The following is a 24117-nucleotide window of genomic DNA, read 5'->3' on the forward strand; positions in this document are numbered from 1 at the left end:
AACATTGTCAAAATATCTAAAAATTAAGGGGGATCTTTAAATAATCCCCCTTGAAGCAATCAATTAGTTACCAAATTTTTGTTGGATTGTTTCTTTGATCAATGTTACAGCATCATTAGCAGCTGTTTTAGCATCTTTCTTACCGCTTACAGCGTCAAAGAGCATTGTTTTAGCTGGGTCCCAAACTGTTGACATTTGAGAGATGTTTGGCATTGGTTGAGCGTTCTTGAACTGTTCGATAACGGCAGTTGTCAACTCATCTTTTTTACCTTCTGCGTAAGCACGAGCTTCAGTGTTCGCTGGGATTTCGTTAGTAGCATCGTAGAATGCTTTTTGTTGTTCAGTTGAAACAAGGAAGTCTACAAATTTTTGAGCCCCTTCAAGGTTTTTAGTGCTTGATGGGATGATCCAAGCTTTACCACCACCAAAGGCTGCGTAGTTTTTACCGTTTGGAAGAGTTGGGATAGTTGCAACACCGTAGTTCACTTTAGCGTCTTTGAATGCTTGAGCTTTCCAAGGTCCGTCGATGATTGCAGCTGTTTTACCTTCTTGGAATTGAGTTTGGATCAAGTTTGCAGCACCTTCAGTGTCTTGCATACCTTTAGGCCATTTTTCGTACCAAGTTTTAGCGTATTCAATACCTGCGATAGCACCGTCATTAGCAAGACCGATATCTTTAGGATTTTTACCGTTGTCACCAAATACGTAAGCACCGTTACCTGCAAGAAGTCCGTATGCGTAGTAGAAGTTAGTCCAGTCAGCTAGGAAAGCAGTTGTTTTTCCTTCTTCACCAGCAAAAGCGTATTTGCTATCTTTAGCAAGGTTTTCTAAGTCAGCAAATGTTTTTGGAGCTTCTTTAATCAAATCTTTGTTATAGTACATAACAAGTGATTCGATAACGGCTGGAGCACCGTAAACTTTACCACCAACAGTTACAAGAGATTTAGTAGTGTCGTCTGTTTTAGCACCGTCGCTCAAAGTAACTTCTGAAAGTTGTCCGTCAGTACCAAGGCTACCTACACGGTCGTATGGTGCCATCATGACATCAGCAGCTTTACCTGATTGGTTATCAAGTGAAAGATTGTCAAGTCCACCTAATTGGTCACCAGTTTTAATAGTAACTTTTACACCAGATTCTTTTTCGTAAGCTTTTGCAGCTGATTCAGCGAAGGCTTTATATTGATCTTCAACGTAGAAAGTGATTTCTTGACTTCCTGATGCAGATGAATCAGCAGCTTTATCTGCAGTTTTACTTCCGCAAGCTACCAAAAGCAAGCTAGCAAGAGTAGCAGTACCAAGTACAGCTGCGCTCTTCATGAATTTAGTTGACATAGTGTATTCCTCCTAAAGAATAACAAATTTTAATTTCGAGGAAACGCAAACGTTTTCCCTTATGACCATAGTATAGCACAAACAGAAAACGGTTGCAAGCATTTTTTGAAAAAATTTTAAAAAGCTAAAGATTAGGAAAAACCGAAAACTGTCAATATAATAGGAAGAAAAAGTTAAAAAACAATAAGAAAATGTTCGAAAATAGGCGATTGGAAACGATTGCGCAATTTTTGGAGAAATTTTATTAATCTTGAAGGAGTGAATATAGTAAATTTTATTTTTGTTATTATAAATAAATCAAAAAAAGTTTTTTAAAAACGCTTGCATTTCTTTTGGAAATGGGTTATACTTTAATTAGCGCAAACGTTTGCGCAAAAATTGAAGTAATTAACAATATAAACACTTGAGGTGCTAATATGAAAAAACGTCAAAGCGGTGTGTTGATGCACATCTCATCACTTCCAGGAGCATACGGAATCGGATCATTTGGTCAAAGCGCCTATGATTTCGTTGACTTCTTGGTTCGCACTAAGCAACGCTACTGGCAAATCCTTCCTTTGGGGACAACTAGCTATGGGGATTCTCCTTACCAATCATTCTCAGCCTTTGCTGGCAACACACATTTTATCGACCTTGATATTTTGGTAGAGCAAGCTTTGTTGGAAGCAAGTGATCTTGAGGGAGTAGACTTCGGTAGCAACCCAACTGAAGTTGACTACGCTAAAATCTACTATGCACGTCGTCCACTTCTAGAGAAAGCAGTTAAACGTTTCTTTGAAATCGGAGATGTCAAAGACTTCGAAAAATTTACTCAAGAAAATCAATCATGGCTTGAACTATTTGCAGAGTATATGGCAATCAAGGAGCATTTTGATAATCTTGCTTGGACAGAATGGCCAGATGCAGATGCTCGTGCTCGTAAAGCTTCAACTCTTGAAAGCTACCGTGAGAAATTAGCTGACAAGCTTGTTTACCACCGCGTAACCCAATACCTTTTCTTCCAACAATGGTTGAAATTGAAAGCATATGCTAATGACAACCACATCGAAATTGTCGGAGATATGCCTATCTATGTAGCGGAAGATTCAAGCGATATGTGGGCAAATCCACATCTCTTCAAGACAGATGTCAACGGTAAGGCGACTTGCATCGCAGGATGCCCACCAGATGAATTTTCTGCAACTGGTCAGCTTTGGGGTAACCCAATCTATGACTGGGAAGCAATGGACAAAGACGGCTACAAATGGTGGATTGAACGCTTGCGTGAAAGCTTCAAAATCTACGATATCGTTCGTATCGACCACTTCCGTGGATTTGAGTCTTACTGGGAAATCCCTGCTGGTTCTAAAACAGCGGCACCTGGTAAATGGGTGAAAGGACCTGACTACAAACTCTTTGCAGCTGTTAAAGAAGAGCTTGGTGACTTGAACATCATCGCAGAAGACCTTGGATTCATGACTGACGAAGTTATTGAACTACGTGAACGCACTGGATTCCCAGGAATGAAAGTCCTTCAATTTGCCTTCAACCCAGAACACGAAAGTATCGACAGCCCACACTTGGCACCAGCCAACTCAGTTATGTACACAGGAACACACGATAACAACACTGTTCTTGGTTGGTACCGTGATGAGATTGACGATCCAACTCGTGAGTACATGGCACGTTATACAAACCGCAAGGAATATGAAACAGTAGTACATGCTATGCTTCGTACAGCCTTCTCATCAGTAAGCTTTATGACTATCGCTACTATGCAAGATTTGCTAGAGTTGGATGGTTCAGCTCGTATGAACTTCCCATCTACTCTTGGTGGAAACTGGTCATGGCGTATGACAGAGGATCAATTGACTCCTGCTGTCGAAGAAACTTTGCTTGACTTGACTACAATTTATCGCCGAATCAATGAAAATTTGGTAGAATTAAAGAAATAAGACATTATCAGGAGACACAAAAAATGTTACCATTAAAAGAATTTGTACAAAATCGTTACAATAAATCTATCGCAGAATGTAGTAACGAAGAGCTTTACCTTGCTCTTCTTAACTACAGCAAAATTGCTAGCAGTCAAAAACCAGTCAACACTGGTAAGAAAAAAGTTTACTACATCTCAGCTGAGTTCCTTATCGGGAAACTCTTATCAAACAACTTGATTAACCTTGGTCTTTATGACGATGTTAAGAAAGAACTTGCTGACGCAGGTAAAGAGTTGATCGAAATCGAAGAAGTAGAATTGGAACCATCACTTGGTAACGGTGGTTTGGGGCGTTTGGCAGCCTGCTTTATCGACTCAATCGCTACACTTGGTTTGAACGGTGACGGTGTTGGTTTGAACTACCACTTTGGTCTTTTCCAACAAGTTCTTAAAAACAACCAACAAGAAACAATTCCTAACGCTTGGTTGACTGACCAAAACTGGTTGGTTCGCTCAAGCCGTAGCTACCAAGTACCATTTGCACACTTCACATTGACTTCTACTCTTTACGATATCGATGTACCTGGTTACAAAACAGCTACCAAAAACCGTTTGCGTTTGTTTGACTTGGATTCAGTTGATTCTTCAATCATCAAAGATGGTATCAACTTTGACAAGACAGATATCGCTCGCAACTTGACTCTTTTCCTTTACCCAGACGATAGCGATAAACAAGGTGAATTGCTCCGTATCTTCCAACAATACTTCATGGTTTCAAACGGTGCACAATTGATCATCGATGAAGCAATCGAAAAAGGAAGCAATTTGCATGACCTTGCTGACTACGCAGTTGTACAAATCAACGATACTCACCCATCAATGGTGATTCCTGAATTGATCCGTCTTTTGACTGAACGTGGTATCGAACTTGATGAAGCAATTTCTATCGTTCGTAGCATGACTGCCTACACAAACCACACAATCCTTGCTGAAGCCCTTGAAAAATGGCCTCTTGAATTCTTGGAAGAAGTGGTTCCTCACTTGGTACCAATTATAGAAGAATTGGATCGCCGTGTTAAAGCAGAATACAAAGATCCAGCAGTTCAAATCATCGATGAGAGCGGACGTGTTCATATGGCTCACATGGATATCCACTACGGATACAGTGTTAACGGGGTTGCGGCTCTTCACACTGAAATCTTGAAGAACTCAGAGTTGAAAGCTTTCTACGACATTTACCCAGAAAAATTCAACAACAAAACAAACGGTATTACTTTCCGTCGTTGGCTCATGCATGCTAACCCAAGATTGTCTCACTACTTGGATGAGATTCTTGGACGCGAATGGCACCATGAAGCTTCTAAATTGGAAGACCTTCTTTCATACGAAGACAAGGCTGCTGTCAAAGAAAAATTGGAAAGCATCAAAGCTCACAATAAACGTAAATTGGCTCGTCACTTGAAAGAGCACCAAGGTGTGGAAATCAATACAAACTCTATCTTTGATATCCAAATCAAACGTCTTCACGAGTACAAACGCCAACAAATGAACGCTTTGTATGTCATCCACAAATACTTGGACATCAAGGCTGGTAACATCCCTGCTCGTCCAATCACAGTATTCTTTGGTGGTAAAGCAGCTCCTGCCTACACTATCGCTCAAGACATCATCCACTTGATCCTTTGCTTGTCAGAAGTGATTGCCAACGATCCAGCAGTAGCACCACACTTACAAGTGGTTATGGTTGAAAACTACAACGTTACTGCAGCAAGCTTCTTGATCCCAGCATGTGATATCTCAGAACAAATCTCACTTGCTTCTAAAGAAGCTTCAGGTACTGGTAACATGAAATTCATGTTGAACGGAGCTTTGACTCTTGGTACTATGGATGGTGCTAACGTGGAAATCGCTGAGTTGGTTGGCGACGAAAACATCTACATCTTCGGTGAAGATTCAGAAACTGTTATCGACCTTTACGCGAAATCAGCATACAAATCAAGCGAATTCTACGCTCGTAAAGCGATCAAACCATTGGTTGACTTCATCGTAAGCGATGCTGTTCTTGCAGTCGGTAAGAAAGAGCGCTTGGAACGTCTTTACAACGAATTGATCAACAAAGACTGGTTCATGACTCTTCTTGACTTGGAAGACTACATCAAAGTTAAAGAGCAAATGCTTGCTGACTACGAAGACCGTGATGCATGGTTGGATAAAGTCATCGTCAACATTGCTAAAGCAGGATTCTTCTCATCTGACCGTACAATCGCTCAGTACAACGAAGATATCTGGCACTTGAACTAAGATTCTTTGCATTAGATTATAAAAAACGCATCTAAAAAGATGCGTTTTTTGTTTTTAGGTTCATTCACAGTACTTTTCCAACAAGAATCTCTGCTTCGATAGTAATTTCTGTCAATTGACTCCAGTCAATCTTGCTCTGGTCAACGTGGAAGAGCAGGGGAGTCATACTAATCAGGGCTTGGCGTTGCTCTGTTGTGACAGACTTGGTCAGAGAAGCGATTTGACTAGATTGGATGCTGAAATGTTCTTGGAAATGTTCTTTGATATCTTGGTTAGAATAATCTTTCTTTGTCAGTTGTTCCTGTACCATTTGGCGGATTTCCTTGAGATGGTTTTCAGTAGGAATAACCTTGATTAAGATGCCGCCCTTGGATAAGACACGGCGAAATTCTCCATAGTTGGCAGGTGAAAAGATACCAAGCAAGATATCCATGCTGGAATCTTTTATAGGAAGGCGAGCCAGGTCGCCGACAAACCAGTTGATTACCCAGTTGGGTTCACTCTTAGCAGCGATTTGGACTGAGTCTTTCGAGATATCAAAAGAATAGAAGGTCTTGTCAGGATGGGCTTCTTGGAGTTTACGAGAGTAGAAGCCTTCGCCACAGCCAATGTCCAAGATGGTTTTTGCGGATGGGTTAGTGGTTAGTATGCCCGAGATACCTTCTAAGATAGCCTGATAAAAGCCAGCTTCTAGGATTTGCTGGCGATTTTGAAAGTTTTCCTTGTCGTAGTTGGCGGATTGCTTGATTTGAGGAGCCAGATTGACATAGCCAAATTTTGCCAGGTCAAAAGAATGACGATTATCACACTTGAGACTGCTCTCGACCAAGGTCAGGTTTTCTTGGCAGAGGGGGCAGGCAAAGGCGCTAGCAGAAGCAAAACGTTGAAGTTTGGGTTTGAGGTTTGTATTCATAATTTTAGTCTAGCAAAAAAAGGACTGGATAGCAAATGCCTCCAGTCTGTTTTTTAATATGTAAGGACGAAGTATTTTTTCTTACCACGGCGGATAACAGTGAGTTCGTTCTCTAACTTATCTGCGTCACTCAAGACATAGTCAAGGTCTTGGATACGGTCACCGTTGACGTAGATGGCTCCGTTTTGAACATCTTCACGAGCTTGGCGTTTTGAGTTAACCACACCAGATGATACGAGCAGTTCTACGATATTGTGATTTTCGTCTGCTTGTACTTGGTAGTTTGGCACGCCACGAAGTCCTTGTTTGAGTTCTTTGACAGAAAGGTTTTTGATATTTCCAGCAAAGAGTTGCTCAGTGATGTTAAGGGCTTCTTTGTAAGCTTCTTCTCCGTGCACAAGTGTCACAACTTCACGAGCGAGGACTTTTTGAGCCAAGCGTTCGTGTGGCGCCGCTTCAAATTGTTTACGGATGTCTTCAATCTCATCAAGTGACAAGAAAGTAAAGATCTTCAAGAAGCGAACAGCGTCAGCGTCCATGACATTCATCCAGAATTGGTACATTTCGTATGGAGAAGTCTTTTCAGGGTTGAGCCAAACTGCATTTCCTTCTGATTTACCAAATTTCTTACCAGTTGCGTCTGTGATGAGTGGGACAGTGATGACATGACCAGTCTTATCAGCCTTACGACGAAGCAATTCGGTACCAGCTGTCATATTTCCCCACTGGTCAGAACCACCGATTTGAAGGGTTACATTGTGCTCTTGGTTAAGAACGAAGAAGTCATAACCTTGCATGATTTGGTAGGCAAACTCAGTGTAAGAAATCCCTGTTTCAATACGTTTCTTCACAGACTCCTTGCTCATCATGTAGTTGACAGTGAAGTATTTTCCGATATCACGGAGGAAGTCAATGAAGCTGATGCTGCCAAACCAGTCGTAGTTGTTGACCATGACAGCTTTATTTTCACCATTTTCAAATTCAAGAAAGCGAGAAAGTTGTCCTTGGATAGACTTGACCCAGCCATCTACTGTGTCTTTTGTTTGGAGACTACGCTCAGCATCTTTGAAGGACGGATCTCCGATGAGACCTGTAGCACCGCCAACGAGCGCATAAGGTTTGTGACCTGCTAACTGCAAACGACGACTTGTCAAGATTGCGACAAGGTGACCTAGGTGAAGGCTGTCAGCAGTTGGATCGTAGCCAGTATAATAAGAAACTTGACCTTCTTCTAGGGCTTTGCGCAAAGCTTCTTCATCAGTCGTTTGAAAAATCAAACCACGCTCTTTTAGCTCATCAAAAATGTGCATGTGTCTTTTCTCCTTTTTAAAATATTGTTTCTACCTATTTTACCACAAACTTAGTAAATAACCTAGTAAAATCGGGAAGAAAGTTGCTGCTTGGAATTTTTTGGAAACGAGTGAAATATGGTATAATAGCACTAGCTTATTTTCAGAGAAATAGATAAAAATCGTTAAGAAAGGGGCTGAAAGATGTCTCATATTATTGAATTGCCAGAAGTCTTGGCCAACCAGATTGCAGCAGGAGAAGTGATCGAACGTCCTGCCAGCGTAGTTAAAGAGTTGGTTGAAAATGCTATCGATGCTGGCTCAAGCCAGATTATCGTTGAGATCGAAGAAGCTGGTCTTAAGAAAATCCAAATCACCGATAATGGGCACGGGATTGCCCACGATGAAGTCGAGTTAGCCCTCCGCCGTCATGCAACCAGTAAGATTAAGAATCAGGCAGATCTTTTTCGGATTCGGACCCTCGGTTTTCGTGGTGAAGCTTTGCCTTCTATCGCATCTGTTAGTGTACTGACTCTTTTGACAGCAGTGGATGGAGCAAGTCACGGGACCAAGTTAGTTGCTCGTGGGGGAGAAGTTGAAGAAATCATCCCTGCGACCAGTCCTGTTGGGACCAAGGTTTGTGTGGAGGATCTCTTTTTCAACACACCAGCCCGTCTCAAGTATATGAAGAGCCAGCAGGCAGAGTTATCTCATATCATCGATATCGTTAACCGTCTAGGCTTGGCCCACCCTGAGATTTCCTTTAGCCTGATTAGCGATGGCAAGGAGATGACACGAACAGCTGGTACGGGGCAACTGCGACAAGCCATTGCTGGGATCTATGGTCTAGCCAGTGCCAAAAAGATGGTTGAGATTGAAAATTCTGACCTAGATTTTGAAATTTCAGGTTTTGTCTCATTGCCGGAATTGACACGTGCTAATCGTAACTATATCAGTCTCTTTATCAATGGCCGTTATATCAAAAACTTCTTGCTCAATCGTGCCATTTTAGATGGTTACGGTAGCAAACTCATGGTAGGGCGTTTTCCACTAGCCGTTATTCACATTCACATCGATCCTTATCTAGCAGACGTCAATGTACATCCAACCAAGCAAGAAGTGCGGATTTCCAAGGAAAGAGAACTGATGGCGCTGGTTTCAGAAGCTATCGCAAAGAGTCTCAAAGAACAGACCTTGATTCCGGATGCCTTGGAAAATCTTGCCAAATCTACCGTTCGCAATCGTGAAAAAGTAGAGCAAACGACTTTGCCGCTGAGAGAAAATACGCTCTACTATGAAAAAAATGAACCGACAAGACCGACTCAAGCTGAGGTGGCAGACCATCAGGTAAACTTGACAGAAGAGAAGCAGGATTTGAACCTCTTTGCTAAGGAAGCCTTGGATCAGCTGACTAAACCAGCCAAACTGCATTTTGCAGAGAGAAAACCTGCTAGCTATGACCAACTGGACCATCCAGAGTTAGATCTAGCTAGTTTGGATAAGGCTTATGATAAGTTGGAGCGCGAAGAGTCTTCGAGCTTCCCAGAGTTGGAATTTTTCGGGCAAATGCACGGGACCTATCTCTTTGCTCAAGGTAGAGATGGGCTCTACATCATAGATCAACATGCAGCTCAGGAGCGGGTTAAGTACGAGGAGTACCGTGAAAGTATTGGCAATGTTGATCAGAGTCAACAGCAACTCCTTGTGCCCTACATCTTTGAATTTCCAGCTGATGATGCTCTTCGTCTCAAGGAAAGAATGCCTCTCTTAGAGGAAGTCGGCGTCTTTCTAGCAGAGTACGGGGAGAACCAATTTATCCTAAGGGAACATCCTATTTGGATGGCAGAAGAGGAAATCGAGTCAGGTATCTATGAGATGTGTGATATGCTCCTCTTGACCAAGGAAGTTTCTATCAAGAAATACCGAGCAGAGCTGGCCATTATGATGTCCTGCAAACGCTCAATCAAAGCTAACCATCGTATCGATGACCACTCAGCTAGACAACTCCTCTATCAGCTCTCTAAATGCGACAACCCCTACAACTGTCCGCACGGACGCCCTGTTTTGGTCCACTTTAACAAGTCAGATATGGAAAAGATGTTCCGTCGCATTCAAGAAAATCACACCAGCCTACGAGAACTAGGCAAATACTAATACTCTTCGAAAATCTCTTTAAACTGCGTCAGCCTTACCTTGTCTAACTTAAGTTATGCCTACGGTTAGCTTCCTAGTTTACTCTTTGATTTTCATTGAGTATAAATTGAAGGGAAAATTATGTACGAATATCTAAAAGGTATCATTACCAAAATTACTGCCAAATACATCGTTCTAGAAGCTAACGGTATCGGCTATATCCTACATGTAGCTAACCCTTATGCCTACTCAGGACAAGTCAACCAAGAAGCGAAAATCTATGTGCATCAAGTCGTTCGCGAAGATGCTCATCTCCTTTACGGTTTCCGTTCAGAAGACGAGAAAAAACTCTTTCTCAGTTTGATTTCTGTATCAGGCATTGGTCCTGTATCAGCTCTGGCTATTATCGCAGCGGATGACAATGCAGGGCTCGTTCAAGCCATCGAGACCAAGAACATTACCTACTTGACCAAGTTCCCCAAAATTGGCAAGAAAACAGCCCAACAGATGGTCTTGGACCTAGAAGGTAAGGTGGTTGTCGCAGGGGATGACCTCCCTGCTAAGACTGCAGCTCCATCTAGCAATGACAACCAAGAATTGGAAGAAGCTATGGAAGCCATGTTGGCCTTGGGCTACAAGGCAACGGAACTCAAGAAAATCAAGAAATTCTTTGAAGGAACTTCTGATACTGCTGAAAACTACATTAAATCTGCCCTTAAGATGTTGGTGAAATAGGAGGTTCCTATGCCAAAACGCTGTGGCTGGGTTAAAATGAACAACCCGCTTTATGTAGCCTACCATGATGAGGAATGGGGATGTCCCCTCCATGATGACCGAGCACTTTTTGAGTTGCTTTGCATGGAGACCTATCAGGCTGGCCTATCTTGGGAGACGGTGCTCAATAAACGGCAGGCTTTCCGAGAGTCTTTTCATGGCTATCACCTTCAAAGTGTCGCGGAGATGACGGATGAGGAACTGGAGGCTTTGATGGACAATCCAGCTATCATCCGCAATCGTGCTAAGATCTTTGCAACACGAGCTAATGCCCAGGTCTTTCTACAAGTTCAGAAAGAGAATGGCTCTTTTGATGCTTATCTCTGGTCTTTTGTAGATGGGAAAACCATGGTCAATGATATCCCGGACTACAGTCAAGCGCCAGCTAAAACGCCATTATCTGAGAAAATATCTAAGGATCTCAAAAAACGTGGTTTTAAGTTCACCGGACCAGTCGCAGTTTTGTCCTTCCTACAAGCAGCAGGCCTGGTCAATGACCATGAGAATGCTTGTGAATGGAAAAGTGGAAATAAGTGACGTTAGATGTCTAGAACATCTGAGAATATAGAAAAAAAGCTGAGAAATTCATCTCAGCTTTCTTTGTTATAGTCAAAGCGAATGACTTGCTCCGTTGCATCTACATGGGCGTGGACTCCGAAGGGGACAATAGCTCTTGGAGTTGCGTGTCCAACATTCAGATTATAGACAATTGGGACATTGCTGTCAATGATATCCAATAGTGCCTCTTTATAGTCGTCATAGAAAGTTTCATCCATAGGTTTTCCGACCAAGAGTCCACTGATGACTGCGAATATGCCAGTGTCCTTCAAAGTCCGCAACATCTTTTTGAAGTCGTCAGGTTCAGGCTTTTCTTCGCTGGTTTCTAGCAAGAGGATTTTTCCTTCCCAGTCTGACAAGTCAGGGAAAAGTTTGTATTTTTGGCAGAGGTCTGTGCTATCTGCGTGTAGAGAGTTGTCAAAAATATCATAGAGAGACTCAAGACAACCACCGAGGATTTTCCCTGCGAATTGAGCATTGCCTTGTAACAAGTCAAAACCTGTATTTTCGTGACTAACACGAGGTGTTCCCAGAGCCTTGGGACTATAATCAGTCCGTTCCTCATACCAAACGTTACTAGGGCGGATTTCCGAGATTCTACCAGTCTCAATCAATTCTTTAAAGTAGTGAAGGCTATAGTCAAGCATTTCCTTGTCTAATTCACAAATATCTGCTAAAAAGGATTGCCCATAAAAAGTCTTGATTCCTAGTTTATGCAACATGAGATGGTTCATGGTCGTATCTGAGAAGCCAAGAAAAATCTTTTGCTTGATAACCTTTTGTAGTTGGTCATTTTCAAAAAGATGGGGCAATAAACGATAGGTATCGTCTCCACCGATGGCGCATAAGATCATGTCGATGCTATCATCAGAAAAGGCCTGAATCAAATCCTCCGCACGCGCTTCAGGATGGTCCTTGATAAAGTCTAAGCCTTTTAGCGAATGAGGTAAAAAGATAGGATTGAGTCTCATGTCCTTGAGACGTTGGACCCCCAAGTCCACTTCGTGTTTGACAAAGTCTTCTCCGATAATGCCACTAGACAAACTAACAATACCAATAGTAGAAGACATATATTATCCTCCTAGAAATAAATTGATGCTATTGTATCACAAAAGATGAGGGGAAACAACAAGAATTAGAGTCAGAAGAAGGCTTTTAGATCAAGAAAGTAGTAAAAAAGCAACCAATTGTGTGGTTGCTTTTTCTTTTTATAGTAGTTGTATTCTTATAGAGCAGTAAGGAAGGTCAGTCCGCCAAGGATAACCCCGGCTGAGTTTGGAATGATTAGAATCCAATCTTTCTTAGGCTCTTTTGTCCATCCGTAAATGACCCAGATTAAGCAAGAGACTGCTGCTGATAAAGGTTGGAATGGTTGAGCTTTGTTCCCTTGTAAATTGGCAAAAATTTGAGGGATGTAGGCTATAAATACAATAATTCCGATAAAGGCACCAATTGAACCGACAATTTGATTAACTCTCTGTTTAGTCATATATATTTCTCCTTATTACTTTATTAGCATAACAGAAAAACCACTTGGATTCAAGGATAAAACCTTGGGATTCTAAGGGAAGATTTTACATTAGAATGTTATTAGAAAATGTGGCTACTTTTCTTTGTAGAATCGAAAAATGCTTTGGAGCCAGAATAAAAATAGTCTGTCTACAAAACACACTACTTTTATTGTTTATCTTAATATCTGGCAGGTCCTGCACTTGCGCTCTTAATGTTGAAACGTTTTTTGAGGTAGAAACGTAGGGCAAGGAGAACTCCTCCAATCACCAACAAAACAAGTGGTGGGAGGCTGATGTTGATGGCTTGTGGAAGGAAGTTACTCAAGAAGAGGATGAAGACCCAAGCAAACATAGTCGCTAACATAACCAAAAGTGATTTCCAGAATGGAGGGCGTTGGCTACGGTCAGTATCTGGTCTGTAGTAGCGGTAGATGAAGTGATAGAGAAGGTAAAAGGCAACTCCACCAAAGGCCCCTACACTGATAAGTGTTACCAAGCCGTAGGCAACGGGTTGGTTTGAGAAGAAGCTCATCAAGGCGCTAACTACTGCAAACAGTCCTGTGATGAAAAGAGCTGAATCTAACATCATCAATTTTGGATCGTCGTTTTCTTTTGGATGTTCTTTTTCGTATTGCTCTTTTTCACTAAAGCTATGAGCCCAGTGAGTTGGTGCTCCGTAGATTGAACGAGCAGTCACACCTTTTGGTTGTTCTTCAAGGATGTGAGGAATGACTTCTTCAAGGATAGCCTTGATTTCAGCGTCGGTTTTTCCATCCTTTAGAAATTGTTGAGTTGCAATATGGATAAATTCTTGGTTTTTCTTGGTTAATTCTTTTAAATCAATCTGTGACATAATAACTCCTGTTTAGAACCATTTTTTATGGATGAGGTAAAGAGTGAGAGAAACACTCATAGCAAAGGCGATAAAGACGATGAGCCAGAAAGCATGTGGTTCTCCGTTTAAAGGAATTTCATTATCCTTAAAGTTCATTCCGTAGGCTGAGAAAATCATGGTCGGGATGGACATAACGATAGTCACAAGTGCCAAGGTTTTCATGATGTTATTCTGGTTGTTTGAAATGATAGAAGCAAAGGTCTCTGTCATAGAGTGAAGGACGTTTCCATAGATGTCCGCCATCTCGATGGCCTGTTGCGTTTCAATCAAGGTATCTTCCAGTAAGTCTTCGTCTTCGAGATATTTTTTGATATTGCTAGTTGCGCTGGTCAATTTCTTAATCACGCGCTCGTTAGTCTTCAGAGAAGCCTTGAAGTAGACGATGGTCTTTTCTAATTCCATGAGTTCAATCAATTCTTCGTTTCGAGTAGATTTGTGAAGTTGGCTCTCAATCTGCTCACTCTTACGTTCGATTGAACGGAGGGCGGTTAGGTAAATCTCCGCGTTGCGGTAGAGAATCTGGAAGATGAAGCGTGAACGCATGAAGGTATAGAAATTGCGAAGCCTACGATTGATAAAGATATCAAGAAGTGGTAGAGGCTCCAAACAGGTAGTGATGATAGCCTCTTCTGTGATGATAATCCCCAAGGGAATAGTCACGTAGTAGGTCTGGTTATTTCTTTCCTCTGTGATTGGGACGTCTACGATGATCAAAGTGTACTCATCTTCGATGGTGATACGAGACATCTCTTCCGCATCGAGCGGCGCACGGAGATCGGCAATATCAATATCAAAGGCCGAGGCGATTTCCATCGATTCGCTTTGAGTAGGATTGACGAGATTGATCCAAGTGCCCGGCTGGAGCGTATCAATCTCTTTAAATTCAGTTGTAGTTGAGAGAAAGACTTGCTTCATATCTCCTATCCTTTCCTAATCTAATCCGTGTTACAGTGATTTTTGACACCGTACTATTATACTACAAATTCGGCTTTTTTGGTAATAGAATTTCACTTTTTTTGGTATAATGGAAAGCAACAATGGACTAGAAAGAAGTAACATGCAAGATAAGATTGTCATCCATGGGGCTCGCGCCCATAATTTAAAAAATATAGATGTGGAAATTCCGCGTGACAAGTTAGTTGTGGTGACGGGACTATCTGGATCAGGAAAGTCTAGTTTAGCCTTTGATACCCTTTATGCAGAAGGGCAACGTCGCTACGTTGAAAGTCTGTCAGCCTATGCTCGTCAATTCTTGGGCAATATGGAAAAGCCAGATGTGGATTCTATCGATGGTCTCAGCCCTGCCATTTCCATTGACCAGAAAACGACCAGTAAAAATCCTCGTTCGACGGTTGGAACAACGACGGAAATCAACGATTATCTACGTCTTCTCTATGCACGTGTAGGGATACCCTACTGTATCAATGGACATGGGGCTATCAAGGCTTCGTCTGTAGAGCAGATTGTGGATAAGGTTTTGGAATTGCCAGAGCGCCAACGTCTGCAGATTTTGGCTCCTGTTATTCGTAAGAAAAAAGGGCAGCACAAGACGCTGATCGAAAAGATTCAAAAGGATGGTTACGTCCGTGTTCGTGTCGATGGAGTTGTTTACGATGTGACCGAAGTTCCTGAACTTGAAAAGAATAAACAACACAACATTGACGTGGTGGTAGACCGTATCATCATCAAGGATGGTATCCGTAGTCGTCTCTTTGATTCGATTGAAGCAGCTCTCCGTATCGCTGAAGGTTATGTCGTTATTGATACTATGGATGATTCAGAGTTGCTCTTTTCAGAACACTATGCTTGTCCAGTATGTGGATTTACGGTTCCAGAGTTAGAACCTCGTCTCTTCTCCTTCAACGCACCATTTGGCTCCTGTAGTGAGTGTGATGGTTTGGGAATGAAGCTAGAGGTTGATACGGACTTAGTAGTGCCAGATGCTAGCAAAACTCTTCGCGAAGGAGCCTTAGCACCTTGGAACCCTATCTCTTCTAACTATTATCCAAATATGCTGGAACAAGCCATGACAGCCTTTGGAGTGGATATGGATACGCCTTTTGAGGACTTGTCTGAGGAGGATAAACATCTCATTTTCTATGGTTCAGATGGGAAAGAATTCCATTTCCACTATGAAAATGAATTTGGTGGAGTTCGTGATATCGATATTCCATTTGAAGGAGTGCTTGGAAACATCAAGCGTCGCTATCATGAAACCAATAGCGACTACACTCGTACACAGATGCGTCTCTATATGAACGAGCTGACTTGTGGTACTTGTCATGGTTATCGTCTCAATGACCAAGCCTTATCTGTTCGTGTAGGGGGAGAGAAAGGACACCATATCGGAGAAATTTCAGACCTCTCCATTGCAGACCATTTGGAGGTCATCGATCAACTTACCCTATCAGAAAATGAAGCTATTATCGCTCGTCCAATCCTCAAGGAAATCAAGGATCGCTTGACCTTCCTCAATAACGTGGGTCTCAACTATTTAACGTTATCCCGCTCGGCAGGAACATTATCAGGCGGGGAGAGTCAACGTATTCGCTTGGCGACCCAGATTGGTTCCAATCTCTCAGGAGTTCTCTATATCCTTGATGAGCCGTCCATCGGTCTTCACCAGAGGGACAATGATCGTCTGATTGCCAGTCTGAAAAAGATGCGTGACTTGGGGAATACCTTGATCGTGGTGGAACACGATGAAGATACTATGCGAGAAGCTGATTATCTGATTGACGTTGGCCCTGGTGCAGGTGTCTTTGGTGGAGAAATTGTTGCTGCAGGAACGCCTAAGCAGGTAGCTCGCAACAGCAAATCCATTACAGGACAGTATCTATCAGGGAAACGCGCGATTCCTGTACCGTCAGAACGCCGTGTAGGCAATGGTCGCTTTATCGAAGTGACAGGTGCGCGTGAGAACAACTTGCAAAATATCACCGCTCGCTTCCCACTCGGGAAATTCATTGCGGTAACAGGCGTTTCTGGCTCAGGGAAGTCTACCCTCATTAACAGCATCCTCAAAAAGGCTATTGCACAAAAGCTCAATCGCAATTCAGACAAGCCTGGTAAGTTTAAATCCATTACAGGAATCGAGCATATCGATCGTCTGATAGATATTGACCAGAGTCCAATTGGAAGAACTCCGAGATCCAATCCAGCTACCTATACAGGTGTCTTTGATGACATTCGAGACCTCTTTGCTCAGACAAATGAAGCCAAGATTCGTGGCTACAAGAAGGGTCGTTTCAGTTTCAATGTCAAGGGTGGGCGCTGTGAGGCCTGCTCGGGTGACGGGATTATCAAGATTGAGATGCACTTCTTGCCAGATGTTTACGTAGCCTGTGAAGTCTGTCATGGGACTCGCTACAACAGTGAAACGCTAGAAGTACACTACAAGGAAAAGAATATCTCGCAAGTTTTGGATATGACGGTCAATGACGCAGTAGAATTTTTCCAACACATTCCGAAAATTCAACGCAAACTCCAGACCATCAAAGATGTTGGTCTAGGATATGTGACCTTGGGACAACCAGCTACGACACTTTCTGGTGGAGAGGCGCAGCGTATGAAGCTGGCTAGTGAACTCCACAAGCGTTCGACCGGTAAGTCCTTCTACATTCTAGATGAGCCAACAACTGGGTTGCATACTGAGGATATTGCTCGCCTACTCACCGTTTTATCCCGCTTTGTCGATGATGGCAATACAGTTCTCGTCATTGAGCACAATCTAGATGTTATCAAAACAGCAGACCATATTATCGACTTAGGACCAGAAGGTGGTGTTGGTGGCGGAACTATTATTGCAACAGGGACACCAGAGGAAGTAGCTGCCAATGAAGCTAGCTATACAGGACAGTATTTGAAAGGAAAGTTACATCATGAATAAACGTGTGCAAGCATTTTTAGATAAAATGCAAGAAAAAGAACTAGATGGTATCATTATCAATAACCTTAAAGATGTCTACTATTTGACAGGATTTTGGGGTTCAAATGGAACGGTCTTCATCAGCCGTGACCGTCAGGTCTTAGTGACAGATGCTCGCTATATTATCGCTGCTAAGCAAGAAGTTACTGGTTTTGAGATTTTTGCAGAGCGTGATGAGTTAGCTACTATCGCAAAGATTGCAAAAGACATGGGCCTTTCTCGTATCGGGTTTGAAGATGAGATTTCAGTTTCTTATTACCATCGCATGCAAACCGCCTTTGAAGGTTTGGAATTACTTCCTCAGACTCAGTTTGTTGAAGCCCTTCGCATGATTAAGGATGAGACAGAAATTGCGACTATTCGCAAGGCTTGTTCCATCTCAGATCAAGCTTTCCATGATGCTCTTGACTTTATCAAGCCAGGGAAGACTGAAATTGAAATTGCCAACTTCCTGGACTTCCGTATGCGTGAATTAGGAGCTGCTGGTTTGTCTTTTGATACCATCCTAGCAAGTGGTATCAATTCTTCTAAACCCCATGCTCACCCAATGCACAAGCCAGTAGAACTAGGCGAAGCAATCACTATGGATTTTGGGTGCCTTTATGACCACTATGTCAGTGATATGACACGTACCATCTACCTAGGTCATGCCAGCGACGAACAAGCAGAAATCTACAACACTGTTTTGAAGGCTAACCAAGCTCTGATTGACCAAGCTAAGGATGGCTTAGGTTTCCGTGACTTTGATAAAATCCCTCGTGATATTATTGTGGAAGCAGGCTATGGAGAATACTTTACTCACGGTATTGGACACGGTATTGGACTTGATATCCACGAAGAACCGTACTTTAGCCAAACTTCTAAAGAAGTCATCAAAACTGGTATGGTCTTGACTGATGAACCGGGTATTTATATTGAAGAGAAATACGGGGTTCGTATTGAAGATGATATCCTGATTACAGATACAGGTTGTGAGCTATTAACCCTTGCTCCAAAAGAATTAATCGTAATCTAAGAAAAATGAGATAAATCGTTGACTTTTACTAGTGAAAGGTTTATACTGAAAGGTGAAAACGGTAGGTGAGGCTACCATAGGGATACGGATGACTACCGCAAAGCAGTGGAGACACTACTCGTTGGTCAACAGTCCTGGTCGCGAAGGTCAAGACTAAGCTCATTACATCGCCCTATGGAGTTAAAGCTTGAACGAAAACAGATAATAAGTTTTTTAGTCCTGCCATTTTATGGCAGGACTTTCTGCTGTTTTAAAACAAAGAAAGGAGACAAACGATGCAAATTGACGATCATCCAGAACCGCACATACACAGCCAATCGCTGATTTGTGTCGTTCTGTCCTTATAAAGTGATTGGTCCCTGTGTATGAAATCACTATTCATACAGATAGGAGAAACCAATGAAAACTACAAAAGAAAGATTAGCAACTGCTATTCAAACTCCATTAAAAGATAGTCTAGCTTTTTACCACACAAGTCTAAAAGGCTTAGACCAAGAACAGGTCGAGGAAAACCGTGACCTATATGGTGAAAACACCATTACAAAAGGTCAAGAGGATTCCATCTTTAAAAAGATTTATGAGTCTATTATCAATCCTTTCACAATCATTTTACTTGTGATCGCCTTTATTTCTCTCGTTACAAATGTCTGGCTTGCCAAACCTGGACAAGAGGATCCAACGACTTCTATCATTATCGTTGTCTTGGTTTTGATTTCAGGAGGTATCCGTTTTGTCCAAGAATTGCGGAGCGACAAGGCAACAACCAATCTTTCAAAAATGATTGTCAACACAGCAACTGTTATTCGTGATGGTCTTGAACAAGAGTTACCCATCGATGAGTTGGTTGTAGGAGATCTCGTGAAATTGAGTGCGGGAGATATGATTCCAGCAGATGTCATCTTATTTGAATCACGAGACTTTTTCGTTCAACAGTCAGGTTTGACTGGAGAAAGTGATGCAGTCGAAAAACTTGCTTTAAATAAAGCGACTAATCAAAATGTAGAGAGTCTTTTAGAAGCAGAATCTTTGGCATTCATGGGGACAAACGTTATCTCAGGAAGTGCGATAGCTATGGTTCTAGCAGTTGGTGATGACACCATGATGGGGGCCATTGAGCAAACCCTCAATACCTATGATGAACCAACTTCTTTTGAACGCGAAATGAACAGCATTTCTTGGCTCTTGATCCGCTTGATGCTTATCATGGTTCCAATTGTGTTTTTCGCAAATGGTTTGACCGACGGAGACTGGCTAGAGGCTGGAGTTTTTGCCTTGAGCGTTGGTGTTGGACTTACACCAGAAATGCTACCAATGATTATTACAGCCAGCTTGGCCAAAGGTTCCATTATCATGGCCAAGGAAAAAGTGGTCATCAAAAAACTCAATGCTATACAAGACTTAGGGGCAATCGATATCCTATGTACGGACAAAACTGGAACTTTAACGCAAGATGAGATTGTTTTAGAATACCCATTAGATATCCATGGCGATTTGGATATGGCAGTCTTAAGAAGAGCCTATCTAAATTCACATTTCCAAACAGGTTTGAAAAACTTGATGGACCGTGCTATCATCAGTAGAACTGAAAAAGAGGCCAAAGAACACGCTATCCTACAAAATTTAGATACTAGTTTCCAAAAAATCGACGAGCTTCCATTTGACTTTGAGCGCAGACGCATGAGTGTCATTGTCAAAGACGATAGCAATGTTGTTAGTATGGTTACCAAGGGTGCTTTAGAAGAAATGTTGAACATTTCGACACATGTGGAGTACCGTGGAGAAGTCATCCCTCTTACTGAAGACATTCGTCAAGAAGTGTTGGCAGAAGTTGGTCAATTAAACCGTCAAGGTTTGCGTGTCTTAGGTGTTGGTTACAAGTCAGGTCTACGTGAAGACTATGCTTATACCGTGACTGATGAAAGAGACATGATCCTTACTGGTTATCTTGCTTTCTTGGATCCACCAAAACCATCTGCAGCACCAGCTATTCAGGCTCTGCTTGAGCATGGTGTCAAAACAAAAATTTTAACTGGGGATAACGAAAAAGTAACCCAAGCTATTTGTGAAAAGGTTGGTTTGGATGTTGAACACATCCTTTTGGGAGCTGATATCGACCAAATGACAGACCAAGAATTGGCAGATGTTGTTGAAAAAGTAACAGTCTTTGCTAAATTGTCACCTGACCAAAAAGCGCGTATCATTCTACAGTTGAAGAGAAACGGTCATGGAGTTGGTTATATGGGTGACGGTATTAATGATGCCCCATCTATGAAGGTAGCAGATGTCGGTATTTCTGTAGATACAGCAGTCGATATCGCTAAGGAAACAGCGGATGTTATTTTGTTAGACAAGGATCTCATGGTTCTTGAAACTGGTATCGTTGAAGGTCGTAAGGTCTACGCCAACATGACCAAGTACATCAAGATGACCGTCAGTTCAAACTTTGGGAATATCTTCTCACTCCTTGTTGCGAGTATCTTCTTGCCATTTTTACCAATGGCTCCTGTTCATCTCATTGTTTTAAACCTAGTCTATGATTTGTCTTGTGTGGCATTGCCATTTGATAATGTGGATCAAGACTTCCTCAAACAACCTCATACATGGGAAGCAAAATCTATTACTCGATTTATGGTTTGGATGGGTCCGATTTCATCGATCTTTGATATTTTGACCTTTATTTTCCTCTATTTTATCATTGTTCCTTTGGTGACAGGCTATCATTATGTTCATGGTTCTGAATCTGCCCTTCAATTTATTATCTTGTTCCAAACAGGATGGTTCATCGAATCTATGTGGTCTCAAACTATGGTTATCCATATGCTTCGTACAGCAAAAGTTCCTTTTGTACAAAGCAGACCAGCTTGGCTTGTGATTTTTACAACTTTGGTTGCGGCTTTCTTCGTAACTAGTCTACCTTATGGCCCACTAGTGAATATCCTTCGTTTAGCTCCATTGGGACTTCCATACTTCTTGTTTTTAGTCGGTATTATTTTCTTGTACATGTTTAGCGTCACCGTTATTAAGAAGTTATACATTAAGAAGTACAAAGAGTGGTTATAGTTCGTGTTTTGTTAAGAAAAAAGGAGAAAAATGAGCAAAAAAGTTAAATTTTTTTAAAAATAGGTCGCAAGTCGGATGTTTTTTATGGTATAATAGAATAAACTGATAGTAACATGTAGCGAAAGGGGTAGGTACATGATCAAAATTTATACAGTCTCAAGTTGTACTAGCTGTAAAAAAGCGAAAACCTGGCTTAATGCCCACCAGTTAAGTTATAAAGAACAAAACCTCGGTAAAGAGGGGATTTCTAGAGAAGAATTATTAGATATTCTAACAAAAACAGACAATGGAATTGCGAGCATTGTATCATCAAAGAATCGCTACGCTAAAGCTCTTGGAGTTGATATCGAAGATTTGAGTGTCAATGAAGTGCTCACTTTGATAATGGAGACACCACGTATCCTAAAAAGTCCAATTCTTGTTGACGAGAAACGTTTGCAAGTTGGCTATAAAGAAGATGACATTCGTGCCTTCTTGCCACGCTCTGTCCGCAATGTAGAAAATGCAGAAGCACGTTTACGTGCAGCACTATAAAACATAAAGGCTGGGAGTGAATCCTGGCCTTATTTGATAGGTAAATAAGGAAAAACGAACATGAAGAAGATAGTTATCGGTACAGTTGCCTTTCTATTTTTACTAGCTGGCTGTGGTCAGAAAAAAGAATCTGCGGAGCCTGCTAAAGATACGACAACAGAAGCTCTCCGATCAACTCTACCAGTCCTAGAAAATGCGAATAACAATACAGTAGTAACCAAGACACTTGTCCTACCCACTGATGAAAATGGAGTTCAGCAAACTCAGACCATTGCCTATAAGGGTAAACAATTCTTGACCTTAACGATTCAGCAAAAACGGCAAGTTTCAGAAGAACTCAAGAACTACATTGCCGAGCATGGATTAGAGGAAGCAAAGACGGCCTTGAAAGAAGAGGAAGACAAGGATGAATCAGTCCAAGCTGCTCGTAAAATCCCTGGTTTTAGTCTTGAAACCACTCTCTTAAGTGAAACGGAGATTGAAACGAAAACAAGTTATGATTTTCAAGTTCTAGATGTTAAAAAGGCAAGCGAAAGCGAATATTTAAAAAATGTTGGCTTGGAAAATCTATTAAAAAACGAACCAGAAGAGTATATCGCAAGTCGAGTTGCAAGTGGTGCGACTGTCCAGTAAAGAAGTCGCAGAAAATCAGGCAAAATCAGACTGTGTGATTTGTAGAACGACTGTGAATGTGCTATAATAGTACTATTCTAAGGAAAGAGGGTGTTAGAATGGGATTTACTGAAGAAACCGTACGTTTTAAATTGGACGATTCCAATAAAAAAGAGATTAGCGAAACATTGACAGAAGTCTATGCTTCCTTGAATGAGAAGGGGTATAATCCTATTAATCAAATTGTGGGCTATGTTCTCAGTGGAGACCCAGCTTACGTTCCTCGCTACAATAACGCTAGAAATCAAATCCGTAAATACGAACGCGATGAGATTGTTGAAGAATTGGTCCGCTACTACCTTAAGGGACAAGGAGTCGATCTATAACCAATGAGAATTATGGGATTGGACGTTGGTTCCAAAACAGTAGGAGTAGCGATTAGCGATCCGTTAGGTTTTACAGCGCAAGGACTCGAAATCATCCAAATCAATGAAGAACAAGGGGAGTTCGGTTTTGAACGACTCAAAGAATTGGTTGATACCTATAAGGTGGAGCGCTTTGTTGTTGGTTTACCTAAAAATATGAACAATACCAGTGGGCCGCGGGTGGAAGCTAGTCAAGCATACGGAGCAAAACTGGAAGAGCTCTTTGGTTTGCCAGTGGAGTATCAGGATGAGCGCTTAACCACGGTTGCTGCAGAGCGCATGTTGATTGAGCAAGCAGACATTAGTCGTAATAAGCGTAAAAAAGTTATTGATAAATTAGCGGCTCAATTGATTTTGCAAAATTATTTAGATAGAAAATTTTAAGATAGAGGAGAAACTATGTCACACGATCACAACCACGATCACGAAGAACGTGAACTTATTACACTTGTAGATGAGCAAGGAAACGAAACTTTGTTTGAAATCCTTTTGACTATTGATGGAAAAGAAGAATTTGGTAAAAACTATGTTCTTCTTGTACCAGTTAATGCAGAAGAAGATGAAAACGGAGAAGTTGAAATCCAAGCTTACTCATTCATCGAAAATGAAGACGGAACAGAGGGCGAATTGCAACCAATCCCTGAAGATTCAGACGACGAATGGAACATGATTGAAGAAGTCTTCAACAGCTTTATGGAGGAGTAAAAACATCCGGGGGATGTTTTTACCCCTGCTTCTAGAAATGAGAAAAAGTAGGAACGTCTGGGGAACATTTTTACCCTTACGCTAAAAATAAAGACCGTAAGTAAGTTCGGGGAACGTTTTTAGCCCAACTCCTAGAAACTAGAAAGAGTTGGAACATCAGGGGGTATTTTTACCCCATATTGAAATTAAAACAAGCTAGGTTCTAGCAAATGAAGTA

Annotated in this window: 20 protein-coding genes and 1 riboswitch; of the genes, 13 read left to right on the forward strand and 7 right to left on the reverse strand. The window is 41.7% G+C overall.

The genetic code is table 11. From position 1 onward, the window contains the following. Positions 1-63: 63 nt before the first annotated feature. Entirely contained in the window at positions 64-1332 is a 1269-nt protein-coding gene (locus ACXYSK_RS06590; RefSeq protein ID WP_458625465.1) for an extracellular solute-binding protein, read from the reverse strand. Positions 1333-1748: 416 nt separating this feature from the next. Here ACXYSK_RS06590 and malQ point away from each other — a divergent pair, with 416 nt between their 5' ends. Together malQ and glgP are read left to right on the forward strand one after the other, a co-directional pair. Beyond that, entirely contained in the window at positions 1749-3266 is a 1518-nt protein-coding gene (gene malQ, locus ACXYSK_RS06595; protein WP_458625466.1) for a 4-alpha-glucanotransferase, read from the forward strand. 23 nt (positions 3267-3289) lie between these two features. Then, positions 3290-5548, forward strand: a complete 2259-nt coding sequence (gene glgP / locus ACXYSK_RS06600) for a glycogen/starch/alpha-glucan family phosphorylase (protein WP_458625467.1) — start codon at positions 3290-3292, stop codon at positions 5546-5548. A 64-nt stretch (positions 5549-5612) separates the two neighbouring features. Here glgP and ACXYSK_RS06605 read toward each other — a convergent pair whose 3' ends face one another. Both ACXYSK_RS06605 and tyrS read right to left on the reverse strand, forming a co-directional pair. Then, a complete protein-coding gene (locus tag ACXYSK_RS06605; protein WP_458625468.1) occupies positions 5613-6461 on the reverse strand; it encodes a putative RNA methyltransferase in 849 nt (282 codons plus the stop codon). Between the two features lie 53 nt (positions 6462-6514). Continuing rightward, positions 6515-7771, reverse strand: coding sequence for a tyrosine--tRNA ligase (gene tyrS, locus ACXYSK_RS06610; protein ID WP_458625469.1), 1257 nt, complete (start codon positions 7769-7771; stop codon positions 6515-6517). 183 nt (positions 7772-7954) lie between these two features. On the opposite strand from tyrS, the gene mutL reads away from it, so the two are divergent. From mutL to ACXYSK_RS06625, 3 genes are all read left to right on the forward strand, one after another. Next, positions 7955-9904, forward strand: a complete 1950-nt coding sequence (mutL, locus tag ACXYSK_RS06615) for a DNA mismatch repair endonuclease MutL (protein ID WP_458625470.1) — start codon at positions 7955-7957, stop codon at positions 9902-9904. Positions 9905-10024: 120 nt separating this feature from the next. Then, complete coding sequence (gene ruvA, locus ACXYSK_RS06620) at positions 10025-10618, forward strand: Holliday junction branch migration protein RuvA (protein ID WP_075227900.1); 594 nt, start codon at positions 10025-10027, stop codon at positions 10616-10618. 9 nt (positions 10619-10627) lie between these two features. Then, positions 10628-11194 carry a DNA-3-methyladenine glycosylase I gene (locus ACXYSK_RS06625; protein ID WP_458625471.1) on the forward strand — a complete coding sequence of 189 codons (567 nt, stop codon included), beginning with the start codon at positions 10628-10630 and terminating at the stop codon, positions 11192-11194. A 53-nt stretch (positions 11195-11247) separates the two neighbouring features. Here ACXYSK_RS06625 and ACXYSK_RS06630 read toward each other — a convergent pair whose 3' ends face one another. From ACXYSK_RS06630 to ACXYSK_RS06645, 4 genes are all read right to left on the reverse strand, one after another. Further along, a complete protein-coding gene (locus ACXYSK_RS06630) occupies positions 11248-12285 on the reverse strand; it encodes a S66 family peptidase (protein ID WP_458625472.1) in 1038 nt (345 codons plus the stop codon). 155 nt (positions 12286-12440) lie between these two features. After that, the gene (locus tag ACXYSK_RS06635) at positions 12441-12704 is read right to left on the reverse strand and encodes a SemiSWEET family transporter (RefSeq protein ID WP_458625473.1); all 264 of its coding nucleotides are present in this window, start codon (positions 12702-12704) and stop codon (positions 12441-12443) included. A 200-nt stretch (positions 12705-12904) separates the two neighbouring features. Beyond that, positions 12905-13579, reverse strand: a complete 675-nt coding sequence (locus tag ACXYSK_RS06640; protein ID WP_458625474.1) for a DUF1129 domain-containing protein — start codon at positions 13577-13579, stop codon at positions 12905-12907. Between the two features lie 12 nt (positions 13580-13591). After that, positions 13592-14536: a magnesium transporter CorA family protein gene (locus ACXYSK_RS06645; protein ID WP_006149653.1), complete on the reverse strand. Its 945-nt coding sequence runs from the start codon at positions 14534-14536 to the stop codon at positions 13592-13594. Between the two features lie 142 nt (positions 14537-14678). Between ACXYSK_RS06645 and uvrA the strand changes: the two genes are divergently transcribed. From uvrA to ACXYSK_RS06685, 8 genes are all read left to right on the forward strand, one after another. Further along, positions 14679-17510 carry an excinuclease ABC subunit UvrA gene (gene uvrA / locus ACXYSK_RS06650; RefSeq protein ID WP_458625475.1) on the forward strand — a complete coding sequence of 944 codons (2832 nt, stop codon included), beginning with the start codon at positions 14679-14681 and terminating at the stop codon, positions 17508-17510. Continuing rightward, on the forward strand, positions 17503-18564 hold the full coding sequence (locus tag ACXYSK_RS06655) for a M24 family metallopeptidase (protein ID WP_458625476.1): 1062 nt from the start codon (positions 17503-17505) through the stop codon (positions 18562-18564). Before uvrA ends, ACXYSK_RS06655 begins: the two co-directional genes overlap by 8 nt. 53 nt (positions 18565-18617) lie before the next feature. Beyond that, a riboswitch (M-box (ykoK) riboswitch) is annotated at positions 18618-18771 on the forward strand. A 192-nt stretch (positions 18772-18963) separates the two neighbouring features. Beyond that, positions 18964-21624: a magnesium-translocating P-type ATPase gene (mgtA, locus tag ACXYSK_RS06660; RefSeq protein ID WP_458625477.1), complete on the forward strand. Its 2661-nt coding sequence runs from the start codon at positions 18964-18966 to the stop codon at positions 21622-21624. A gap of 135 nt (positions 21625-21759) precedes the next feature. Continuing rightward, positions 21760-22158, forward strand: coding sequence for a transcriptional regulator Spx (gene spx, locus ACXYSK_RS06665; RefSeq protein ID WP_006149601.1), 399 nt, complete (start codon positions 21760-21762; stop codon positions 22156-22158). A 60-nt stretch (positions 22159-22218) separates the two neighbouring features. After that, complete coding sequence (locus ACXYSK_RS06670; RefSeq protein ID WP_458625478.1) at positions 22219-22791, forward strand: SP0191 family lipoprotein; 573 nt, start codon at positions 22219-22221, stop codon at positions 22789-22791. A gap of 98 nt (positions 22792-22889) precedes the next feature. Beyond that, positions 22890-23156 carry an IreB family regulatory phosphoprotein gene (locus ACXYSK_RS06675; protein WP_004250500.1) on the forward strand — a complete coding sequence of 89 codons (267 nt, stop codon included), beginning with the start codon at positions 22890-22892 and terminating at the stop codon, positions 23154-23156. Between the two features lie 3 nt (positions 23157-23159). Continuing rightward, entirely contained in the window at positions 23160-23579 is a 420-nt protein-coding gene (gene ruvX / locus ACXYSK_RS06680) for a Holliday junction resolvase RuvX (protein WP_006149608.1), read from the forward strand. A 15-nt stretch (positions 23580-23594) separates the two neighbouring features. Beyond that, the gene (locus ACXYSK_RS06685) at positions 23595-23900 is read left to right on the forward strand and encodes a DUF1292 domain-containing protein (protein ID WP_004250503.1); all 306 of its coding nucleotides are present in this window, start codon (positions 23595-23597) and stop codon (positions 23898-23900) included. The last annotated feature ends 217 nt before the right edge of the window (positions 23901-24117 follow it).

Source organism: Streptococcus sp. V919 (assembly GCF_054353475.1).